This is a genomic window from Streptomyces sp. NPDC050704 (assembly GCF_040654355.1).
Classification (GTDB): Bacteria; Actinomycetota; Actinomycetes; order Streptomycetales; family Streptomycetaceae; genus Streptomyces.
The window spans coordinates 1-20,454 of record NZ_JBFAHW010000018.1; the positions used below are offsets into that span (position 1 = coordinate 1).

Here is a 20,454-nt window from a genome sequence, read left to right on the forward strand (position 1 = left end):
CCCGACATGAAAGCCGTCTACATCGAGGGTGAGGACTACGAGGCCGACCCGATCGGCGTCAAGGGACTCGGCGAGATCGTCATCGTCGGAGTGGCGCCCGCCATCGCCAACGCGGTCTTCAACGCCACCGGCCGCCGCATCCGCGAACTGCCCATCACCGCCGAAGCACTGCTCTGAGCCCTGGGTGGCCGGTGCAACTCACCCGGCGACCCGGCCTCCCACGCGTCCGGCGGCTTGCGACGCAACACCGCCGGGCACCAGGACCGCCGCCGCGGCCTGCTCCCCCAAGGCGCGGCGGCGGTCCTCTCAAGTCACCCACCTCACGGAGAGCCCGCCATGCTGAACATCGCGGACACGTTGCGGCAGTGGTGCCGCGAGGGCCGCTCCTTCGCCCTCGCCACCGTCATCCAGGTCAGTGGCAGTGCACCCCTGCCCGTCGGCACCGCCCTCGCCGTCGACACGGACGGCACCGCGGTCGGCAGCATCTCCGGCGGCTGTGTCGAAGCGGCGGTCTACGAGCTGTGCCAACACGTCCTCGCGCACGGCGGGCCACCAGTGCGCACCCGCTTCGGCTACTCCGACGACGCCTTCGCCGTCGGCCTGACCTGCGGCGGCGAGATCGAGGTGCTGGTACAGCGCGTGGAGCCCGCCGCCGAACCCCACCTCGTCACCGCCCTCCAAGCCGTGCTCGCGGGGCGCCCCACAGCCGTTGCCCACATCGTCGACGGCCCCGGCGAACTCGTCGGCCGTACGCTCCACGTCTCCGGCGAGGGGCCCCACGACGGCACGCTCGGCTCCGGGAGTGAGGACCGGCAGGTCGTGGCGCACGCCCGCGCGCTCCTGCGGGTGGGCCGCACCGCCCGCATCGAAGTGGGTGGCGACGCCGACACATGCCCAGAGCGCCTGTCCGTGCTCGTCCACACCCACGCGCCCCGCCCCCGCATGCTGATCTTCGGCGCCGTCGACTTCGCCGCCGCCCTCAGTCAGGCAGGCCGCTTCCTCGGCTACCACGTCACCGTCTGCGACGCCCGCCCGGTCTTCACCACCGCTACCCGCTTCCCGTACGCCGACGAGGTCGTCACCGACTGGCCCCACCGCTATCTCGCGGCCACCGAGACCGACGTGCGCACCGCCGTTTGCGTCCTGACCCACGACGCCAAGTTCGACATCCCCCTGCTGCGTCTGGCGCTGACCCTCCCCGTGGGCTACGTCGGCGCGATGGGCTCGCGACGCACACACGACCACCGCGTCGACCTGCTCCGGGAAGCCGGCGTGCCCGAGGAGCAACGGGCCCGTCTGCACTCACCGATCGGCCTGGACCTCGGCGCCCGTACACCCGAGGAGACCGCCATCTCCATCACCGCGGAGATCATCGCCCACGCCAACCGCGGCACGGGCCGGCCCCTGTCGCACGGCACCGGCCCCATTCACCGTCCCGAGCAGCCGCTGCCCGGCCTGGCGATGGTGCCGTAACCCCCGCACCCGTCAGGCAGCCGACGGGCACCCGGCGCACCGAGCAGCGTGCGGTCGGTCATGCGCCGGGGTGGGCGTAACCGTTCTGGTAGGCGATCACGACGAGTTGGGCGCGGTCGCGGACGCCGAGCTTGGTCATGATGCGGTTCACGTGGGTCTTGGCGGTCGAGGGCGAGATGTGGAGCTGTTCGGCGATGGCGTCGTTGGAGAGGCCGGTGGCCACGAAACGGAGCACTTGGCGCTCGCGGTCGGTCAGGGGTGTCAGCTCCGGGGTCGGCGTGCTCGTCATGTCGGGTGAGGCGAGATAGTGGGCGATGAGTGCTTTGGTCGCCCTGGGTGACAGCAGCGCCTCTCCGCGGGCGACCAGCCGGATGGCGTCGAGGAGGTAGGAGAGCTCCACGCTCTTTCCGAGGAACCCGCTGGCACCGGCACGCAGCGCGTGGAAGACGTGCTCGTCGGCTTCGAAGGTGGTCAGGATCAGCACCCGTACGCCCGCGAGGTCTTCGTCCGCCGAGATGGCGCGCGTGGCGGCGAGGCCGTCCATGTCGGGCATCCGGATGTCCATCAGCACGACGTCGGCACGGGTGCTGCGGGCCAGCGCGACCGCCTCTGCGCCCGTCGCCGCCTCGCCGACGACCTCCAGGTCCGGCTCCGACTCGATGAGCATGCGGAAGCTGGTGCGGACGAGGGCCTGGTCGTCGGCGAGCAGAACGCGGATGGTCATCCCTGCCTCCCCTCGGCGGCGGTCGCGGGCAGGGCCGTGGCCGGCCGGTCCGACGTGCGAGTGTCGGTCGGTGGTCCGGCCGTGGGCAGCGGTAGGCGCACAGCGAGGCGAAAACGACCGTCGGCGTCCGCACCGGCATGGAGGGTGCCGCCGACCGCGTGGGCGCGCTCGCGCATGCCCGTCAGACCGTGTCCGGTGCCCGTCGCGGCCGACTCCGGGTACGGGCCGGAGGCCAGGGGGTTGGTGATCCGGATGCGCAGTTCGTCGGTCCCGAAGTCGACGAGCAGGTCCGCCTCGGCGGTCGTGCCGTGCTTGTGTGCGTTGGTCAGTCCCTCCTGGACAACGCGGTAGGCGGTCAGGTCGATGGCGGTCGGCAGCGGGCGCGGGTGGCCGGCCTGCCGGTGGCGGACGCTCAGCCCGGCGGCGGTCAGCGATTCGAGGAGCCCGCCGAGGCGGGCCAGGCCGGGCACGGGTTCGGTCGGCTGCGTCTCGCCCGTTGTCTCGTCCGTTGTCTCGTCGCCGGACTGGCGCAGTACGTGCAGCAGCGGGCCCAGTTCGTCCAGGACCGTGCGCCCGGAGTCACGGATGTGGCCGAGCGCCACCTCGGCCTGATCCGGCCGCGCTCGCAGGAAGTGACCGGCGACCCCTGCCTGAATGGTGATCAGGGCGATGTGGTGGGCGATCACGTCGTGGAGTTCCCGCGCGATGCGCAGCCGCTCTTCGGCGACCCGGCGGCGGGCCTCTTCCTCCTTGGTCGCCTCCGCCCGCAGCGCTCGCTCCTCCATCGCGGCGACGTAGTCGTGCCAGGTGCGTACGGTGGCCCCGACGGCGGCGAACATCCCGGTCCAGGCGAACACGGCGCCTGCCTCCGGGCCGGTGGCCGAATCCGTCGCGTACGTGATGACCGCGTACAGGGAGAGGGCCGTGCCCGAGACGGCGATCAAGGCGATCCGCCGGCGGACCGTTCGGGCCACGGTGTAGACCGCGATCAACGCGGCGATCTTCAGCACCCGCGACGGATACGACGCGAGGATGGTGAAGGTCACCTCTCCGAGCACTGTCAGCGCCAGGACGGGCAGCGGTGCGCGGCGGCGGGCCAGCAGAAGCAGGAACGCTGCCGCCGCGGCGACGGCGTCGGCGCCCGAGGGACGTACGCCGTCGGGCCACCGTCCGAACAGCAGGGGCAGCAGGCCGATACCGCCCACGAGGGTGGCGAGGGCGGCGTCCAGCAGGCGTGGGTGAGCGCCGGTCACCCGTGGCAGCGACGCCGGTCCGATCACTGCTTCACCGTTCCTTAGTGCAGATCCTCAACCGGGGTCACGCGTCGCGTCGCTTGAGCGGGACGGTCGTGCCGGCCAGGAGCACGACAATGTAACCGGCGAATACCGCCAGCCCGGACCCGGGTGGCAACGATCACGGCTTCCGCGGCGCTCTGGTTCCTCGTGATCTCCACTGCCGTCTGCCTGCTGCTCCAGTGGTGCTGTGTCCCGGAAAGCCCCGTGCGCGAGTCCCGCGCCTCCCACCCGCTCCTGCCCATGTCGCTGATCCGGCGACGCCGCGTGTGGACTGTCTTCCTGGCAACCTCAGCCTTGCGCGCGGAAACCGATCGGTTTACGATGTTGGAAACCGGTCGGTTTCTTCATGAATCCAAGGGCTGGGCCGTGGTCACGCCCCCTTCGGGCGGGCCCTATCGGAATCACCCGTCCGCAGCAGTTCACACAAAGGGAAGCCAGCGAGATGCCCAGCCCAGAGACACGTCCCACGATTCACATCCCGGGAACCACCAGCCACACCATCGCCCCGCGCGCAGGACATCGCAGCGACGAGGGAACACTGCGCTACCTCAAGGCGGGCACCGGTGCTCCCGTGGTCCTGCTGCACACCGTGCGTACCCAGGCCGAGCACTTCCGCTCCCTCATCCCCCTGATCGCGGACCAGTACACCGTGTACGCCCTCGACCTGCCGGGGATGGGCTACTCCGAGATCGTGCCCGGCGCGTCGTACGACGAGCCGGCCATGCGCGCGGGCGTCAAGCGGCTCCTCACCGGACTCGACCTCCACGACGTGACCCTGGTCGGGGAGTCCATGGGGGCGGTGCTCGCCCTGACCACCGCGGCCGATCTGCCGGAGCGGGTACGCCGCGTCGTCGCGGTGAACACGTACGACTTCCCCGGCGGGATCGCCCGGTCCAGTCTCCTCGCCCGTGTGGTGGTCACCGGTGTCCTCACTCCGGGGGTGGGCCCGGTGGTCGCCGGGGTGGAACCCAAGGCCGCCCTCCGCAGGATCCTGCAGGGCGGGCTGGTCGACAAGACCGCGCTGCGGGCGGACTACGTCGACGAACTCCTCCAGGTGGGCGGCCGCCCCGGCTACCCGACCGTCGCCCGGGCCGTGTACCAGAGCCTGCCCAGTCTCATCGCCGCCCGCTCGCGCTACCCCGAGGTCAAGGCACCCGTCCACCTCGTCTACGGAGAGAAGGACTGGTCGCGGCCATCGGACCGGCAAGCCGACAAGGAGCTGTTGCCGGCCGCCGATTTCACGCAGGTGCCGGGAGCAGGCCACTTCATCGCCTTGGAACGGCCCGACCTGCTGGCCGACCTGCTGAACGCGGTGGCGTGACCGCCCCGAGAGCGCCGTAGCCACCCCAGTTCGGGTGTAGTGCGCGACGGGGACCAGGTTCGACCATGTGCCTGACAGCGTCGTGGCATGCAAAGGAGCAGCGCGTGGCAGAGATTCAGATCGAGTTCGATGTCGCGGCGGAGATGCGTGACGGCACGGTGCTGCGCGCGGATGTCTACCGGCCCGGCGGTACGGGGCCGTGGCCGGTGTTACTGGCCCGGCTGCCGTACGGCAAGCAGACGCCCATGATGGGTGTCGTGCTCGATCCGCTGGCGGCGGCCAGGCGCGGCTTCCTGGTCGTCATCCAGGACACCCGGGGCCGGTTCGCTTCCGAGGGGGAGTGGGAGCCGTGGACGTGCGAGGGGAGCGACGGTTACGACACCGTACGGTGGGCCGCCGCCCTGCCCGGCTCGAACGGGTCTGTCGGCATGATCGGCATCAGCTATTTCGGCAACACCCAGTGGATGGCGGCGCTGTCGAAGCCGCCGGAGCTGAAGGCGATCGCCCCGATGATCACGTGGTCCGATCCGGACGACGGCCTGTGGACGCGCGGCGGCGCGATCGAGCTCGGCATCACCGTGCCCTGGTCCCTCCTGCAGGGCGCAGACACCCTGATGCGCCGTCACCGCACCGACCCCGCCGCGCTCGTGAGCGGCGTCACCGCGCTCGTGCAGGATCTGGACGGCCTGGCGAGCGGCGGTTACGGGGAGCTGCCGGCTGGACGGTTTCCCGCGTTCGCCCGGCACGACCTGCCCGAGCTGGGCTACGAGCGGTCCCGTCGGGAGCCCGACTGGGCGCGGTCCTGCCGTGTCGCGGGCCGGCACGACGAGGTCGGCCTGCCCACCTTCCAACTCGGCGGCTGGTACGACATCTTCGCCCAGGGCACGCTCGACAACTTCACCGCCATGCGCCACGCGGGCAGGTCGGCCACGCTGGTCATGGGCCCGTGGTCCCACACCAACTGGCGGCATGTGGTGGGTGACGTGAACTTCGGGTTCGGCGCGCACTCCGACTTCATGGGCATGCGGGGACGCGTGCACGACCTGCAGTTCGACTGGTTCCAGCGCACGCTCGGCGACGGCGAAGCCCTGGAGCCGGACACGGGCACGGTGCTGCTGTTCGTCATGGGCGTCAACCAGTGGCGCGAGGAGACGGAATGGCCCCTGTCGCGGGCGGTGGACACGGACTTCCATCTGCGCGCCGACGGACGCCTGACGCAGGAGCCGCCGTCCACGGCCGAGCGGGCCGAGGAGTTCACCTACGACCCCATGGACCCGGTGCCCACGACCGGCGGCGCGCTCCTGATGTCCGACGAGTTCCGTCCCGGGCCGCTCGACCAGACGGCCGTGGAGGCACGCGAGGACGTCCTGGTCTTCACCACCGAACCGCTCACCGAGGACGTCGAGGTGACCGGCCGCGTCCGGGCGGTGCTCTTCGCCGCCACGGACGGACCCTCGACCGACTGGGTGGCACGCCTGTGCGACGTCGACGAGAACGGTGTCTCCCGCAATGTGGCCGACGGCATCGTGCGGGTGCGTGCGGCGACACCGGGCGAGGCGGCCGAGCACGTCGTGGACCTGTGGTCGACCAGCATCGTCTTCCGGGCGGGTCATCGGATACGGATCCAGGTCACCTCCAGCAACTTCCCCCGCTGGGACCGCAACCTCAACACGGGCGAACCCGAGGAGAGCGCGACCACGGCCCGAGTGGCCCGGCAGGAGGTCTTCCACGACCCTGCCCGGCCGTCCCGCATCGTCCTGCCCGTGGTGCCTCCAGCCTGACCGGGAGCGATGCGAGAGCCCGCCGATCCATTGCTCCGGTGGGCAAGGGCGCCGAAGTAACCATGTCGGCTCGGTCGAAGGGCGGCAGGCATCCTGCGGCGGAGGCGATGACCTCCCATAGGCGCCTGCCCTTCGGCGAACGCCGCGGTCAAGATTCCTCGGTCAGCAGACCGACCAGGTTCCGCTCGACGGGCCTGCGATGACGCGGCCGGATCCGGAGGCGGCGGCCATCCGGTCGAGTACGGCACCGAGGGCCTGGGCCAAGGGAGCACGAGTGGCCCGCCTGCTCGATCTGATCCATGGAACCTCTGCTCGTCGAGCCCGGCACCGCGGTCATCGCCGTCGGCGGGCAGGGTCACATCGTGCCGGCCGGGTACCACGGCGCGATACAGGTCGTGCTTCTGGACGAACTACAGCGAGTCAGCGACGCCCAGCTTCTCGAACAGCCCGCGCAGCGTGTACGGCTGGACTTCCAGGCCGACTCCGGACAACTGGTGCAGCGCCCTCTCGAACTCGAAGCGGCCTCGTCGAAAGGAGGTGGCGCAGCCGCCGGGGACGTTGTGGCGCTCCGCCAGGAGGGTGCGCAGTCCGTCGAAGTCCGTCGTCGTGGTTACTGTTCGGCGGCCTCTCGGACAATCTGCTCGGACAGGGCGCCTGCAGCCTCGGCGACCGCCTGGGCGGCGGAGAGCGGGCGCACCATCACCGTGATCTCGTCGATTTTCCCGTCGTCGTCGAAGTGCAGGAAGTCGCATCCCTGGAGCTGCTTGCCGGCCACAGTGGCGGTGAAGACGAAGGCATGATTGCGGCCGTCGGGGTTGGCGATCTCACGGATGTAGGTGACGTCCTCGTAGATCAGGAGCGCGCCGCGCAGGATCGCCGCGGTGATGGCCTTGCCCGGGTGCGACTCGACGGTGACGGGGCCGGTGAAGACGACGTCGTCGGCCAGCAGAGCGGCCACGGCGTCCGCGTCGCCGTTCTCGATGGCCTTGGGGAAGGGATGCATGAGCCCACCTCGAATAGTCAAAAATGTTAATAGGTGTGGTAGAGAATAGAGAGCCCTTTAGGGCTTGTCTACAGGGGAGGAGTGGACTGTTAGTCATGTTGTTGATTAATCTGTTAGCATGCACCCATGGCTTTGCGGAACGCAGTGATGGCCGCGCTGTTGGAAGGCGAGGCGTCCGGGTACGACCTCGCGAAGGCGTTCGACGCGACGGTCGCCAACTTCTGGATGTCGACGCCTCAGCAGCTCTACCGCGAGCTGGATCGCATGGAGGCCGAAGGACTCGTCGCGGCCCGCGTCGTCGAGCAGAAGCGCCGCCCCAACAAGCGACTGTTCTCCTTGACGGAGGCCGGGCGGAAGGCCGTCCATGCCTACACCGCCGAGCCCTTGGGTAAACCGGCGGTGATCCGGGACGAGTTGCTTGTCAAGGTGCAGTGCCTGGACGCGGGCGACATGGAAGCGGTCCGGACCGCCGTCACCGAGCGCATGGAGTGGGCCACCGCCAAGCTGGCCCGCTACGAGCGGCTCCGGCAGCGCCTGCTCGACGGGCGCTCTGAGGAGGCGTACTTCGCCGAGGCCGAGCGCATCGGGCCGTATCTCACCCTGCTGCGCGGGATGTCGTTCGAGCGGGAGAACCTCCAGTGGGGGGACATGGCGCTGCGCAGGCTCGAACAGCGCACGGCCGCGCTCCGGGCCGACGGCTGACTGCGGCGGTCCCACGCACACAGTTAGTCAACAAAGTTAGTAGCTGGCGGTCGTGAGCAACCCGGCCTTAGCAGGAGCACGGCAACGGCCGACTCTGCGGCCGGCTCTGCCTGAGCGGTCAGCTCCCTGCCTCCCTGCGTGCAGGCCGACTGGCCGGCACGGTGAGTGTCGGGCGGACGGCGTTGCGCGCCGGCCTCGGGGCTGGTGAGTGCGGCGACGGTGAAAGTGTCGCGGGGTGACGAGCGCGCCGAACAGCTTGCCCTTGCCGAGCTCCTCCGTCGTCTCCTTCTCGTCCACCACCTCAACGCCTACGACCACGTCGTTGACGATCCGCAGACGCTTCGCACGCAGTACGCGAAGGGATGGATGTCACTCATTTCCAGCTCCCGTCCGGTGAAGAGCAGTTCAGCACGAGGAGCTGCCGGCGTCGTCGCAAGCCAGAGCATCACACCGATGAGGAGGTGTCCCCAGCGGACGCGGCAACCGGAAGCAGTGCCGGCCGCTTGGCCTGGCGGCCGTCGCCGGAGGAGCGGCCACGCAGGCGGCGGCCGACCCAGGGGCCGAGGAAGGTGCCGGCCCAGCGCACTTCGGCACCCACGGCCCTCCAGACAGACATGTCTGCCCCCTCGGCCGGAAGGGGAAGGGTCCACTTGTCGTCGCTGCCCGGCAGACCGAGCGCCTGGGCCACGGCAGCCGCGATGCGCGTGTGTCCCAGCGGGCCGGCGTGCAGCCGGTCAGCACTCCACAACCGCGGATCGGTCGCCGCCGCGTGCGCGGCCGTCTCCACCACCACCACGCCGTGGCGGTCGGCGGCCTCCCGGATGCGCGCGTTGAGTGCGACAACACGGTGACCGATCGGGCGGGCCAACGGCGTGATGCGCCCGACGTCGGGAAACATGAGGGTCGCGACGGTGGCGCCCTGCGCCGTGAGGGCGGCGAACATCGCCTCAACATGACCGGCCACCTCGTCGAGGTCGCAGCCCGGGCGCAACGCATCGTTGACCCCAGCCACCACGGTGGCGAGGTCGGGCCGCATCGCGAGAGCCGGAGCCAGTTGCTCGGCGCGTACCTGACCGGCCTTACGGCCGCGCACCGCGAGGTTGGCGTAGAGCAGGCCGGGGCTGTGGCGGGCGACCTGCTCGGCGAGCCGGTCCGCCCAGCCCCGAAGACCACGGACGTCGTCGCCGTCCCCGAGCCCCTCGGTGTGACTGTCACCCAGGGCGACATAGCGCAGATACCCACTGCTCGACACGGGGCCGACCGCCTCTCGTCAACGCTGCTGGAAGTGGCACACGGCCATCGCTAAACAACTAGGCACCTAGTCGCATTGTTGAATATGAGGATAGCTGCGGGCTCACCTTCCTGCAAAGTGACGCCGCTCAGGCAGGTGCTGAAGCCGTCGAGGGCGGTCCACCGCCGCAGTCCACTGCCTTGGTCCCGTGCCGACCTCACCGCCCATTTCCTCTTCAGACCTGGGCACCGACCACGGTCCGAGCTGGCACCTGAGCGTCCGGGTCGTCAACGGCATGCACAACGAGGACGCGGTCGGCCCTGTCGAGCGGTCAGACGAGGGAAATAACGACCGACTTGGTCCTCGTGTACGCCTGCAGCGCCTCCGGCCCGGATTCGCGTCCGTAGCCGGACTGCTTGACGCCGCCGAAGGGCACGGCGGGGTCGAGCATGGCCCAGTCGTTGACCCAGACGATGCCGGCGTCGAGGCGTGCGGCGACGCGGTGGGCGCGCGCCAGGTCGGAGGTCTGCAGACCGGCGGCGAGTCCGTACGGCGTGCTGTTCGCCAGCGCGATCGCCTCTTCCTCGGTGTCGAAGGGCTGAACCGTCAGCACCGGGCCGAAGATCTCCTCCTGGACGGTGCGGGCGTCGTTGTCCAGGCCGGCGATGACGGTGGGCCTGTAGTAGTAACCGCCGTTGAGTTCGATGCGCTCACCGCCGACGACGATGCGGCCGCCGTCCTCGACGGCCGCTTTCACGAAGCGCTCGACGTTCTCCACGTGCCGCTCGCCGGCCATCGGCCCGACGACGGTGGCCGGGTCGAAGGGGTCGCCGACGGGGACGGCCGGAACCGCGTCGGCGAGGATGCCCAGCGTGGTGTCGTACAGGGACCGATGGACCAGCAGCCGGGGTCCGCCCATGCAGAACTGTCCGGTGTTGAAGACGAAGGCCTTGATGATCGCGCCGATCGCCTTCCCGACGTCGGCGTCCTCGAAGACGATGTGCGGCGCGTTGCCACCCAACTCCATGGTGACGGGCTTGAGTTGTTCGCCGGCCGTGCTCGCCGCCAGGCGGCCGACCCTCGTCGACCCGGTGAAGGCGATCTTGTCGACGCCTGGGTGACGCACCAGTGCCTCACCCAGGACGGGTCCGCTGCCGGTGACGACGTTCACCACACCCGCGGGAACACCGGCGTCGGCGAGGATCTCCGCCATCAGCAGCGCGCTGAGGGGGGTCTCGTCGGCCGGTTTGTGGACGATGGTGTTGCCGGCCGCCAGGGCGGGGGCGAACTTCGACGTGCTCAGGATCAACGGGAAGTTGAACGGGGTGATCGCTCCGACCACGCCGATGGGCTCCCTGCGGGTGTAGGCGTGGGCGGGTATGGGGAGCTGCCGCGTGGCCCCGTCGAGGCTCTGCGCCAGCGCCGAGTAGTACTCGTACGTCTCGGCCACGGTCTCCACGTCCACCCCCCGGCTGAACGAGACGGGCTTGCCGACGTCGAGGCTCTCCACGGCGGCGAGCTCGTCCGCCCGTTCGCGCACCAGGTCGGCCACCCGGTGCAGCACGCGGGCGCGCTCGCGGGCCGGTGTCCGGGGCCAGGGCCCCGTGTCGAAGGCCTTGCGGGCGGCGGCCACCGCGGCGGCGACATCCGCCCCGTCGGCCTCCGCGACCGTGGTGACGACTCTGCCGGTGGACGGGTCGACGACGTCGCGCCGCTCCTTGGACTCCGCGTCCCGCCAGGTTCCACCGATGAAGAGACTGCCGGGTTCGATGTGCGGTCGCTGCACGCTCATGGCCCGCTCGCCTTCTCGGTGCGGCGCGCGGCCGTCACCGTGCTCACGCCGGTCGCGCCACTGCGACCGGCAGGTTTTCGGATGATGGCCCAGCGGTGACCGCCTGGACAGAGAGACGAGAGGCGAGGGCCGGAAGTAAGGACGAATGACGTATCCCCGGCGCGACGTTCGGCCTTGCCAGGTCGGCCTGCTGTCGGATGGCCCGCCTCAACGGTCCGCGCTCGTACCGACCCGGCGGCTTTCCGTCCGATGGACCGAAGAGAGTCAGGACATTCGTCGCTGTACCCGAATACTTGAACTATAAATAATTAACCCAGGTGCCCAGCCGAACCGGCGGCCCGTCTTGGTTTCCGAGGAAGGACGATTGATGACAAGCTCTCTCGCACGCAGGCAGGTTCTCGGCGCGGGCATCGCCCTGGGAGCGACCGCCCTGGCCGGCGGTACGGCACAGGCCGCCCCGGGCACCGCCAGATCCTGGCCCAAGGAGTTCTCGCTGCCCAACGGTTGGGGCCCGGAGGGAGTCGCGATCGGTTCCGCGCCGTACGCGTACTTCGGATCGATCGCCACCGGCGGCGTGTACCGGGTGAACCTCATGAATGGCAAGGGCAAGGTGGTCCACCGCGGCCTGGGACGCATGACGGTCGGGCTGAAGGCCGACTCCTGGGGGCGGCTGTTCCTGGCGGGCGGCAGCAGTGGTGAACTGCGGGTCGTCGACGCCCACAGTGGTGCGCTGCTCGCCAACCACGTCGTCGCCGGAGAGAACAGTTTCGTCAACGACGTCCTGCTCACCCGCGACGCCGCCTGGTTCACCGAGTCGTTCAGCGCACAGCTCTTCAAGCTGCCGCTGGGCAGGAAGGGCCGCACCGGCGCCCCGGAGAGTCTCACGCTGAGCGGTGACTGGGTGCAGTCCGGTTTCACGTCCAACGGCATCTCGCTCACCCCCGACGGCAGTGCCCTGCTCGTCACCAACGCGGCCGCGGACGGCGGCTCACTGATGCGCGTCAACCCCCGCACCGGCGTGGCTCGCAAGGTCGACCTGGGTGACACGGCGCTGCCCAGCGGCGACGGGCTGGTGCTCATCGGCCGCACTCTCTACGTGGTCCAGCCCAACCCCAACCAGGTGGACGTGATCCGGCTCAACCGGTCGGGCACAAGGGGCACTGCGATCGGAGTGATCAGGGACGACCGCTTCGACCTGCCCACTACGGCCGCCGCCTACAAGGGTCGGCTGTACCTTCCCAACTCCCGCTTCACCACCCCGGACCGGGATGAGAACACCCCTTACAACGCGGTGTCCGTGCCGTTGGTGTGACGTACGACCGGAGTACGGCTGGACCCCGCCCACTCAAAGCCGGCAGGGTCCAGCGGTACGCGCCGTTTCTATCCGTGCGTCGTGATGGTGTGCGCTTCGGTGAAGGAGAGCAGGCCGTCCGGGCCCATCTCGCGTCCGATGCCGCTCTGGCGGAAGCCGCCGAAGGGGGCTCGGTCGTCGCATGCGACGGCGTTGGCGTGGTTGATCCAGGTGGTGCCGGTGCGCAGCCGCTCCGCGAGGCCCGCCGCGCGGGCGGGGTCGGCGCTCCAGACCGAGGAGCACAGCCCCGACCAGTCGTTGTTGACCTGGTCCAGTACGGAGTCGACGTCGTCGAAAGGCAGGATCGGCAGGGCGGGGCCGAACTGCTCCTCGGTGACGATTCTCAGGCCCGGGTCGGGATCGAGGACGAGGGCGGGGCGCAGGAAGTGTCCTCCTGAGGAGGCGGCGTCGGGGGCCAGGGTGCCCAGTTCGCGGATCTCGGCTCCGGCGTCGGCCGCCTCGGCCAGCATGGCGGTCACCTTGTCGCGCTGGGCGGCGCTGTTGAGCGGGCCCATGGTCGAGGCGGGGTCGGTGCCCGGACCCACGCGTTGGGTGTCGAGGGCAGTGGCGAGCGCGTCGACGAGTTCGTCGTAGCGGGAGCGGTGGACGTACAGCCGTTTGACGGCCATGCAGACCTGGCCGCTCGTCAGGAACGCGCCCTGGACGAGCCGTCCGATGTGTTCTTGGTCGAGTACGGCGTCGTCGAGGACGATCGCGGGGTCGTTGCCGCCGAGTTCGAGGGTCACCGAGGCGAGGTTCTGCGCGGCGGCGGCCATGATGTTCTTGCCCGCGGCCGTGCTTCCGGTGAACACGATCTTGCGGACTCGGGGATCGGTGAGCAGCGGGGCGACCGCGTCGTTGCTGCCGGTCACGACGTTCAGGACGCCGGCGGGGAGTCCCGCCGCGAACAGTTCCAGGGTGCGCACCATGGCCAGCGGCACGGTGGGCGGGGGCTTGACCACGGCCGTGTTCCCGGCCAGCAGAGCGTACGGCAGGCTCGCTCCGAGGATCGCGATCGGCCAGTTGAACGGCACGATGACGGTGACCACGCCCATGGGGAGCCGGTGGATGTGCGAGGTCAGCGGCGGGCCTTCGAGGCGCCGTACCTGGTCGAGGGAGTCGGCGAGGTCGATCGCCGCCCGCGTGCGCGCGACGAAGACGCCCATCTCTATCTGGCTCTCGAAGGAGATCTTGCCGTTCTCGCGGGTCATCAAGGCCGCCCGCTCGGTCTCGCTTCCCTCGAGCAGGGTGAGTGCCTCGCCGATGATCTCCGCTCGCCGACGGGCGGGCATCGCGGCCCAGCCGGGGAACGCCGCGTCCGCGGCCGCCACCGCCGCGCGGGCCTGATCGGGGGTCGCCGCGGCGGCGTGGCCCACGATCAGGTCAGGAGCGGCGGGATCGTGGACGGCTGTCCACTCCTCGGTCTCGACGGTCTTGCCGTCGATGAGCAGCCCCGTCCGGACGGGCGCTGACCTGGTCTCGTTCGATGCTGTTCGGATTCTTTCGGACATGCGGCTCTCCAAAGGATCAGGTGCGCCCCTTCGTTCGGTGTCGCGAGCGCACGAGACGGGCGAAGACCAGGAAGCACGGGAAGGAAGGCCTGGGAGGAGCCGCTGCCCGCCGTACGGACCTCGATGGCGGGGGCCGATGCGCGTCACGCCTCCTCGAAGGCATCCAGGTCGAGGGGCGTGGGCATGAAGTCCTGGAGCCGGTCGGCATAGGCACTGGAGAAGAGTTCGGCGACCGACTCGGCGGTCCAGCCGCCCTGCCGGAACCGCTCCTCGGCCTCACCGGGATGCGTCCACAGGGCGATCCGGTCGCCCCCGGCGGCGATGGCCTGCCCGGTGACGTGGGCCGACTCCTTCGACGCCAGATACACGATCACCGGCGCCACGTCGTCCGGCGAACCGAGACCCTGCCGCCGGAGGGCCTCGGGTACGGGTTCCCCCGCGTCGACCTTTGCCACGAGGTCACCTATCCGGGGCATGGTCGCCACCATGCGCGTCAGCGCGGTCGGCACGATGGCGTTGACCGTGACGTCGATCTTCGCGAGTTCGACGGCCCAGGTGCGCGTCATCGCCACGATCGCGCCCTTGGAAGCCGAATACGCGGTCTGGCCGAAGCTCGCACGCTGCCCCGCCGGTGATCCCACCAGGATGAGCCGACCGCCCTCTCCCTGTTCACGGAAACGGGCCGCCGCCGCGCGGCCGCAGGTGAACGTACCGCGCAGATGGCTGGTGACGACGACGTCGAAGTCGTCGTCGGTGGTGTTGCGCAGGGTCCTGTCGCGCAGCGCACCGGCGTTGGTGATCATCACATCGAGCCGGCCGAACTCGTCCACCGCGCGCCGGACCAGCCCGTCGGCGAACTCGGCACCGCCGACCGCGCCGACACGGGCGACGGCTGTTCCACCCGCGCCCGTGATGACGTCGACCGTCTCCGCGGCCACGTCGGCGTCCAGGTCGTTCACGACGACGGCGGCGCCCGCCGCCGCCAGCGCGCGGGCGTAGGCCCTTCCCAGGCCTCGGCCCGCACCTGTGACAATGGCGACTTTGCCGTCGAGCATGCTGTCCTCCTAAGCCGGGGGTCGGTACCCCTGAGCGTAGGAACGCTCCGGGCCCGGGAGGAACCCGCTGATGACGGCACCTGCGGCGGACCTGTGTCCTGAACCGCCCAGGACATCCGTCGCGGTCAGCCCTGCGGCGGAACCAGACCCTGCCGCACCGCGAACAGCGCGGCCTGGGTCCGGGAGGTGAGCCGGAGCTTGCGCAGGACGTTGCTCACGTGGGTGCGGGCGGTGCGCTCGCTGATCACCAGCTCGTCGGCGATCTGCTGGTTCGACCGTCCCTCGGCGACCAGTACGAGCACGTCGCGTTCCCGGCCGGTGAGCGAGGCCAGCCCGGTCGGTGGCGAAACGATCTCCTGGGTCAGCCCCCTGGCGACCGCGGGGTCGAGGAAGACCTCGCCCCGGGCGGCCGCGCGGATGGCGGCGACCACCTCACCCGCCTCGGCGTCCTTGAGCAGGTAGCCTGCGGCTCCCTGGGCGAGCGCCGCGTGGACGCGTTCCATCTCGCCGAAGCTGGTGAGCACCACGACCCGGAGACCTGGGTGGCGCTGCTTGATCACTCCGATCGCCGTCGCCCCGTCCATCCTGGGCATGAGCAGGTCGATCAGCACCACGTCCGGGAGTTCCTGGTGGGCGGCCATCGCGTCGAGCCGGGTGAGCGCCTCCTGTCCGTCGGCGGCCTCAGCGGCGACCTCCATGTCGTCCAGGACCTCGAGGTAGGCGCGGATCCCGCGGCGTACGACGGCGTGGTCGTCGACGATCAGGACCCGGATGGGGCGGGGTCCGGTGTCTCCGGAAACGGCACCGCCCGCGGAGTGCTCCGTGAGCCGTCCGGCTCCGTGTCCGGGGGCTCCGGCACCCGTACGGGCAGGGGTATGACGACCCGTACCGCCGTACCGCTCTTCCCGGATCTGATCCTCATGGCGCCGCCCCATCGTTCCGCCCTTTCCCGCATGGTCGTCAGTCCGTAGCCGTGGTCCCAGTGCGCGCCGGTCGTCCGCCCGTCGCCCTCTCCTTGCCCCGAGCCGCCGCGCCCGCCGGATGCCGCGAGTCCGCGACCGTCGTCACGGACGCCGGCGGTGAGGGTGTGGTCGCGTACGCCGAGGCGGATGGTGACGGTGGTGGCCTCCGCGTGTTTGACCACGTTGTGGATGGCCTCGGCGACGATCCGGTACATGTCCTCCGCCAGGTCGGGTTCGACCGCGTTCAGCTCCGCGCCGAACAGCAGTCGGAAGCTGAGACCCGTCCGGTTCTCGGTGCTCTTGACGAGTGCGCTCACCGCCTCTTCCAGGCCGAGCCGGGTGGAGGAGGCGGGACGCAGTTCGTGCACCATCGCCCGAAGGTCGGCGAGGACCGTCTGCGACAGGGCCCGGACCTCCTCCGCGAACTGCCGGACCGCCTCCGCCGGCACCGGCCCGTCACGCGCCCCCAGCACTCCGACGGCGTTGGCCTGCATGCCGATGGAGAACACCTGCTGGACGATCGAGTCGTGCAGGTCGCGGGCGAGGCGCTGGCGCTCGTTGCGGCGGGCCCCTTCACGTTCGCGCTGCAGCAGCGTGGCGTAGTCGACGGCGAGCGCGGCCTGCTCCGCCATGGCGGCCAGGAACTCCAGCGTCCGGCCGCCGATCTCCTGACCGGGTGCGAAGTACGCGTTGAGCACGCCTTCGGGTCGGCCGCGCGCCATCAGCGGAACACTGACGAAGGAGTCCCAGTTGAGCTCCCCGAGGTAGGCGTGCAGCGGTTCCCAGGCCGGATCCTCGCGGATCTGGGCCCACCGGTGGGGGACGACGATCGGTTTGCGTTCCCGCAGGGTGTCCAGCATGCGCAGCCGGGCGCCGCGGTCGCGGCACTCCAGCAGCCGGTCGAGGAACGCGTCCCAGTGCCGTAGCCCCGCCGAGCCCATCAGCCGCAGTTCGCGGCCCGTGCTGTCCAGGATGAGGATCTGCACGCCGGCCAGGCCGTCGGTCTGGACGATCTGCCGGGCCACGGCGTCGAGGGTCGAGCCGAGCGAGCCCTCCGAAGCAAGTGCGATCGACGACTGGGCTATCGCCGCGATCCTGCGCTGCCGGTGCCACTCGTCGGTCACGTCGCGGAACGACACCACCGTGAACTTCGGGTCGCCCGGCAGGCCGCGGGCCCGGTAGGCGAACTCCCGGCGGGTCCCGGAGGCGGGCATCCAGTGAGCCACGCGCTCGTCCGACTGCTCCTCCAGCAGCCCTGCCCGGCACGCGCCGGTGGCCCCTTCCGCCAGCGCGAACGGCGATGTCCTACCGAGTAGGTCGGCCTCCTCGGGTGCGCCGCACATCGCGACCCCCGCGGGGTTGAGGCGGACGAACCGGCCGACGCAGTCCAGTACCGCCAGGCCGTCCGGCGCGACGGCGGCGACCTCGTCCCACCCCACGGGTGATGCGGACATGACCGACCTCCTCATCGTCGTCGTGATCGGCGGGCGTTGGACCCTGCTGTCGAAGTCCGTCGTGATGCCGATCCGACGCGTTGGATTCGCCGTGCCGGTTCGCCACGCGGATGCGCTGCGTCAGGAGAACGCGTCAGTCGGTGAGCGGACTGGGGCGACTCGCGATCGCCCCAGCATCGTAGCCCGGCGGATTCGGAGCGGATCTACGTCATTCGTCCTGTTCACCGCCCTGTCGAAACGCCGAGCCGGTCGAGTCATTGCACGCGTTCCTCAAGGAGTGCGCCCCGCCTACGGTGAGGAAGAAGCGCCCCGTGGATCGCTGCTCCCCCGAGACATCCACGGGGCGCTCCGGCCGCGCCCGGCCGTGCGGTCTGCCCCCGCCCCGAGGACGAGGAGGTCCTGAGGTATGGACGTGTCCATCGGCACGATCTGGGAGGCGGTCTCCCGTGCGCTTCCCGACGCCGTCGCCATCACCGAGCCCGGCCGTGACACCACCTACCGGGAGTTCGACGAGCGCGCGTCACGGCTGGCCGCCGCGCTGGAAGCGGCCGGGGTGCGCGAGGGCGACACCGTGGCCTGCTACCTGTTCAACGGTTCCGCCTACCTGGAGACGGTCTTCGCCGCCTTCAAGCTCGGCGCCGTGCCAGTGAACGCCAACTACCGCTACACCGGCGAGGAACTCTCCGAACTCCTCACCGACGCCGACGCCGCCGCGCTCGTCTTCAGCGGCGCCCTGGCCGACCGGGTCACGCACGCCGCCGGACACGTACGCACGCTGAAGCTGCTGGTGAGGGCGGGCGATCCAACCGCCGACGGCCCGGCCGGTCCCGCCGTGCCCGAACTGGAGGAGCTACTGACGGCGCACGCGCCGCGCGAGCCGCAACGACGGTCCGGAACGGACCAGCTGTTCATGTACACCGGCGGGACCACCGGCAAGCCCAAGGGCGTCATTTGGCAGCTGAGCGACCTGCTGCGCGCCCACGTGGTCCCGTACTACCACCCGCTCGGAGTCACCGAACTCCCCGCGAGCCTCGACGAGGCCGTGGCCATCGCCGTCAAGGCACGCCACGAAGGCCGCGCGCCGACCACCATGCCCGTCGTACCCCTGATGCACGCCACCGGGCTGTTCAACACCATGGGCGCCCTGATGACGGGAGGCCGGGCGGTCACGGCACGATCGGGCGGCCTCGACCCGGAACACGTCTGGCACATGATCGCCGAGCAGCAGGTGGACACGGCGATCATCGCGGGCAACGCCGTGTGCCGCCCGCTCGTCGACGAACTCCTGCGGGCCGAGAAGGCCGGGACGCCGCACGACCTGCGCTCGTTGCGCAGGATGATCAGCTCCGGCACCGCACTCAGCGATCCCCTCAAGAGAGCGCTGCACGAACGTGCCGACGTCACGATCACCGAAGCCATCGCATCGAGCGAAGGGGGCCCCTTCGCCTTCGCGATCACCTCCTCGGTAGCGGATCTGCCCTCGCGTTTCCGCCCCGTGCCCGCGACACGGGTGATCGGCTCCGATGACCGCTTCCTCGAACCCGGCAGCGACGAGACGGGCGTCCTCGCCTACTGCGGGCCCATGCCGCTCGGCTACTACAAGGACACCGACAAGAGCGCGAAGGCGTACCGCACCATCGACGGGGTCCGGTACGCGATCCCCGGCGACCTGGCTCGAATCGAGGCCGACGGCGCGATCCGGTTCCTCGGACGCGGCTCCGGCGTGATCAACACCGGCGGGGAAAAGGTGCACCCGCAGGAAGTCGAGAACGTCCTGCTCTCGCACCCCGCGGTGAAGGACTGCGTCGTCGTCGGCGTCCCCGACGAGACCTGGGGAGAACGGGTGGCAGCCGTCGTGGCGGTCCCTCCCGGTACCACGGCCACCGGCGAGGAGCTGCGCGACTGGGTCCGGCGCGGCCTCGCCGGCTACAAGGTGCCGCGTTCCGTCGTCCTGACGGACGTCCTGCCGCGCACCCCCACCGGCAAGCTCGAAGTCGCCTGGGCCAGGAAGACGGTCCAGGACGCCGACGCGGGTGCCGGCGACGGAATGTGACAGTCGAGTGCCTGAAGCCCTGAACGGGAACGGCGGCCGGGCACATCGTGCCCTGCCGCCTCGCCGTGCCTCAGCTCGCGCGCCCCTGGCGGGCTCCGAGCGCCCGCAGCGCCTCCACCACGCTCGCCACGTGGTCCCGCATGGCCGTCTCGGCCGCCACCGGGTCCCCGGCGGCGATCGCCGCGGTGATCCGCTGGTGCTGGGGCAGCGACGCGCGGGCCCTCCCCGGGACCAGGGACAGCATGAACCGGTGCCGGACCACCTGGGCCCGCAGCCGTTCGACGACCTGGTGGGCGGTCTCGTGGCCGGCGATGTCGCGCACAAGGCGGTGCAGACGGGCGTTGAGGTCGCTGTACGCCATCAGTTCGCCGTCGGCGACCGCCCGAGCCATGTCCGCACCGATCGTGCGAAGTTCCTCGGCCTGCGCGGGGCTGACCCGCTCGGCCGCGCGAGCGGCGATCAGGCCCTCCAGGACCATCCGTACCTCCGTCACCTCGACCGCCTCGGCGAAGGAGATCTCCCGGACGCGGGCGCCGCGGTTGCGCTGGATCTCGAACAGGCCCTCCGTCGCCGGCTGCCGGAGTGCCGACCGCACCCGGGAGCGGCCGGCGCCGAACTGTTCGCAGAGGTCCGCATCGATCAGGCGCTGTCGCGGCACGTAGTCACCGCGCGGCAGCGCGGCCCGGATCGCACCGGCGACGTCGTTTTCCACAGAAGTGCTCACGGTGTGCGGTCCCCGTCCACCG

At 70.5% G+C, this 20,454-nt stretch carries 16 protein-coding genes and 1 pseudogene; 7 read left to right on the top strand and 10 right to left on the bottom strand.

All coding sequences use genetic code 11. The features are described from left to right. Together AB0I18_RS12775 and AB0I18_RS12780 are read left to right on the top strand one after the other, a co-directional pair. Positions 1 to 177, top strand: a pseudogene (locus AB0I18_RS12775) (xanthine dehydrogenase family protein molybdopterin-binding subunit); the annotation flags it as partial. Between the two features lie 159 nt (positions 178 to 336). Continuing rightward, a complete protein-coding gene (locus tag AB0I18_RS12780) occupies positions 337 to 1,473 on the top strand; it encodes an XdhC/CoxI family protein (RefSeq protein WP_363105458.1) in 1,137 nt (378 codons plus the stop codon). Positions 1,474 to 1,531: 58 nt separating this feature from the next. Here the strand turns inward: AB0I18_RS12780 and AB0I18_RS12785 are convergent, their stop codons facing one another. Next, positions 1,532 to 2,197: a response regulator transcription factor gene (locus tag AB0I18_RS12785; protein ID WP_363105459.1), complete on the bottom strand. Its 666-nt coding sequence runs from the start codon at positions 2,195 to 2,197 to the stop codon at positions 1,532 to 1,534. Further along, on the bottom strand, positions 2,194 to 3,477 hold the full coding sequence (locus AB0I18_RS12790; RefSeq protein ID WP_363105460.1) for a histidine kinase: 1,284 nt from the start codon (positions 3,475 to 3,477) through the stop codon (positions 2,194 to 2,196). Before AB0I18_RS12790 ends, AB0I18_RS12785 begins: the two co-directional genes overlap by 4 nt. A gap of 457 nt (positions 3,478 to 3,934) precedes the next feature. On the opposite strand from AB0I18_RS12790, the gene AB0I18_RS12795 reads away from it, so the two are divergent. Further along, on the top strand, positions 3,935 to 4,813 hold the full coding sequence (locus AB0I18_RS12795) for an alpha/beta hydrolase (RefSeq protein ID WP_363105461.1): 879 nt from the start codon (positions 3,935 to 3,937) through the stop codon (positions 4,811 to 4,813). 104 nt (positions 4,814 to 4,917) lie between these two features. Continuing rightward, positions 4,918 to 6,594 carry a CocE/NonD family hydrolase gene (locus AB0I18_RS12800; protein WP_363105462.1) on the top strand — a complete coding sequence of 559 codons (1,677 nt, stop codon included), beginning with the start codon at positions 4,918 to 4,920 and terminating at the stop codon, positions 6,592 to 6,594. A 610-nt stretch (positions 6,595 to 7,204) separates the two neighbouring features. Here the strand turns inward: AB0I18_RS12800 and AB0I18_RS12805 are convergent. After that, a complete protein-coding gene (locus tag AB0I18_RS12805; RefSeq protein ID WP_363105463.1) occupies positions 7,205 to 7,597 on the bottom strand; it encodes a nuclear transport factor 2 family protein in 393 nt (130 codons plus the stop codon). Positions 7,598 to 7,723: 126 nt separating this feature from the next. On the opposite strand from AB0I18_RS12805, the gene AB0I18_RS12810 reads away from it, so the two are divergent. Continuing rightward, a complete protein-coding gene (locus tag AB0I18_RS12810; protein ID WP_363105464.1) occupies positions 7,724 to 8,299 on the top strand; it encodes a PadR family transcriptional regulator in 576 nt (191 codons plus the stop codon). Positions 8,300 to 8,744: 445 nt separating this feature from the next. Here the strand turns inward: AB0I18_RS12810 and AB0I18_RS12815 are convergent, their stop codons facing one another. Continuing rightward, positions 8,745 to 9,551 (bottom strand): SGNH/GDSL hydrolase family protein, encoded by an 807-nt coding sequence (locus tag AB0I18_RS12815; RefSeq protein ID WP_363105465.1) that lies wholly within the window; start codon positions 9,549 to 9,551, stop codon positions 8,745 to 8,747. A gap of 310 nt (positions 9,552 to 9,861) precedes the next feature. Further along, on the bottom strand, positions 9,862 to 11,322 hold the full coding sequence (locus AB0I18_RS12820; protein WP_363105466.1) for an aldehyde dehydrogenase family protein: 1,461 nt from the start codon (positions 11,320 to 11,322) through the stop codon (positions 9,862 to 9,864). Between the two features lie 367 nt (positions 11,323 to 11,689). On the opposite strand from AB0I18_RS12820, the gene AB0I18_RS12825 reads away from it, so the two are divergent. Then, complete coding sequence (locus AB0I18_RS12825) at positions 11,690 to 12,634, top strand: superoxide dismutase (protein ID WP_363105467.1); 945 nt, start codon at positions 11,690 to 11,692, stop codon at positions 12,632 to 12,634. 68 nt (positions 12,635 to 12,702) lie between these two features. Here AB0I18_RS12825 and AB0I18_RS12830 read toward each other — a convergent pair whose 3' ends face one another. The 4 genes from AB0I18_RS12830 to AB0I18_RS12845 form a co-directional block, all read right to left on the bottom strand. Next, a complete protein-coding gene (locus tag AB0I18_RS12830; RefSeq protein ID WP_363105468.1) occupies positions 12,703 to 14,184 on the bottom strand; it encodes an aldehyde dehydrogenase family protein in 1,482 nt (493 codons plus the stop codon). A gap of 143 nt (positions 14,185 to 14,327) precedes the next feature. Beyond that, a complete protein-coding gene (locus AB0I18_RS12835; protein ID WP_363105469.1) occupies positions 14,328 to 15,239 on the bottom strand; it encodes an SDR family NAD(P)-dependent oxidoreductase in 912 nt (303 codons plus the stop codon). 125 nt (positions 15,240 to 15,364) lie between these two features. Beyond that, a complete protein-coding gene (locus tag AB0I18_RS12840; RefSeq protein WP_151475520.1) occupies positions 15,365 to 16,012 on the bottom strand; it encodes a response regulator transcription factor in 648 nt (215 codons plus the stop codon). Beyond that, positions 16,000 to 17,655 carry a histidine kinase gene (locus tag AB0I18_RS12845; protein WP_363105470.1) on the bottom strand — a complete coding sequence of 552 codons (1,656 nt, stop codon included), beginning with the start codon at positions 17,653 to 17,655 and terminating at the stop codon, positions 16,000 to 16,002. The genes AB0I18_RS12840 and AB0I18_RS12845 overlap by 13 nt, the downstream gene beginning before the upstream one ends. A 406-nt stretch (positions 17,656 to 18,061) precedes the next feature. Here AB0I18_RS12845 and AB0I18_RS12850 point away from each other — a divergent pair, with 406 nt between their 5' ends. Then, complete coding sequence (locus AB0I18_RS12850) at positions 18,062 to 19,708, top strand: AMP-binding protein (protein WP_363105471.1); 1,647 nt, start codon at positions 18,062 to 18,064, stop codon at positions 19,706 to 19,708. A gap of 70 nt (positions 19,709 to 19,778) precedes the next feature. Here the strand turns inward: AB0I18_RS12850 and AB0I18_RS12855 are convergent, their stop codons facing one another. Beyond that, on the bottom strand, positions 19,779 to 20,432 hold the full coding sequence (locus AB0I18_RS12855) for a GntR family transcriptional regulator (protein WP_363105472.1): 654 nt from the start codon (positions 20,430 to 20,432) through the stop codon (positions 19,779 to 19,781). Positions 20,433 to 20,454 lie beyond the last annotated feature (22 nt).

Coding starts and splice junctions, on each gene's coding strand:
- AB0I18_RS12850 (WP_363105471.1), top strand. CDS start 18,062: ATGGACGTGTCCATCGGCACGATCTGGGAGGCGGTCTCCCGTGCGCTT.
- AB0I18_RS12785 (WP_363105459.1), bottom strand. CDS start 2,197: ATGACCATCCGCGTTCTGCTCGCCGACGACCAGGCCCTCGTCCGCACC.
- AB0I18_RS12825 (WP_363105467.1), top strand. CDS start 11,690: ATGACAAGCTCTCTCGCACGCAGGCAGGTTCTCGGCGCGGGCATCGCC.
- AB0I18_RS12810 (WP_363105464.1), top strand. CDS start 7,724: ATGGCTTTGCGGAACGCAGTGATGGCCGCGCTGTTGGAAGGCGAGGCG.
- AB0I18_RS12805 (WP_363105463.1), bottom strand. CDS start 7,597: ATGCATCCCTTCCCCAAGGCCATCGAGAACGGCGACGCGGACGCCGTG.
- AB0I18_RS12780 (WP_363105458.1), top strand. CDS start 337: ATGCTGAACATCGCGGACACGTTGCGGCAGTGGTGCCGCGAGGGCCGC.
- AB0I18_RS12820 (WP_363105466.1), bottom strand. CDS start 11,322: ATGAGCGTGCAGCGACCGCACATCGAACCCGGCAGTCTCTTCATCGGT.
- AB0I18_RS12835 (WP_363105469.1), bottom strand. CDS start 15,239: ATGCTCGACGGCAAAGTCGCCATTGTCACAGGTGCGGGCCGAGGCCTG.
- AB0I18_RS12845 (WP_363105470.1), bottom strand. CDS start 17,655: ATGTCCGCATCACCCGTGGGGTGGGACGAGGTCGCCGCCGTCGCGCCG.
- AB0I18_RS12795 (WP_363105461.1), top strand. CDS start 3,935: ATGCCCAGCCCAGAGACACGTCCCACGATTCACATCCCGGGAACCACC.
- AB0I18_RS12830 (WP_363105468.1), bottom strand. CDS start 14,184: ATGTCCGAAAGAATCCGAACAGCATCGAACGAGACCAGGTCAGCGCCC.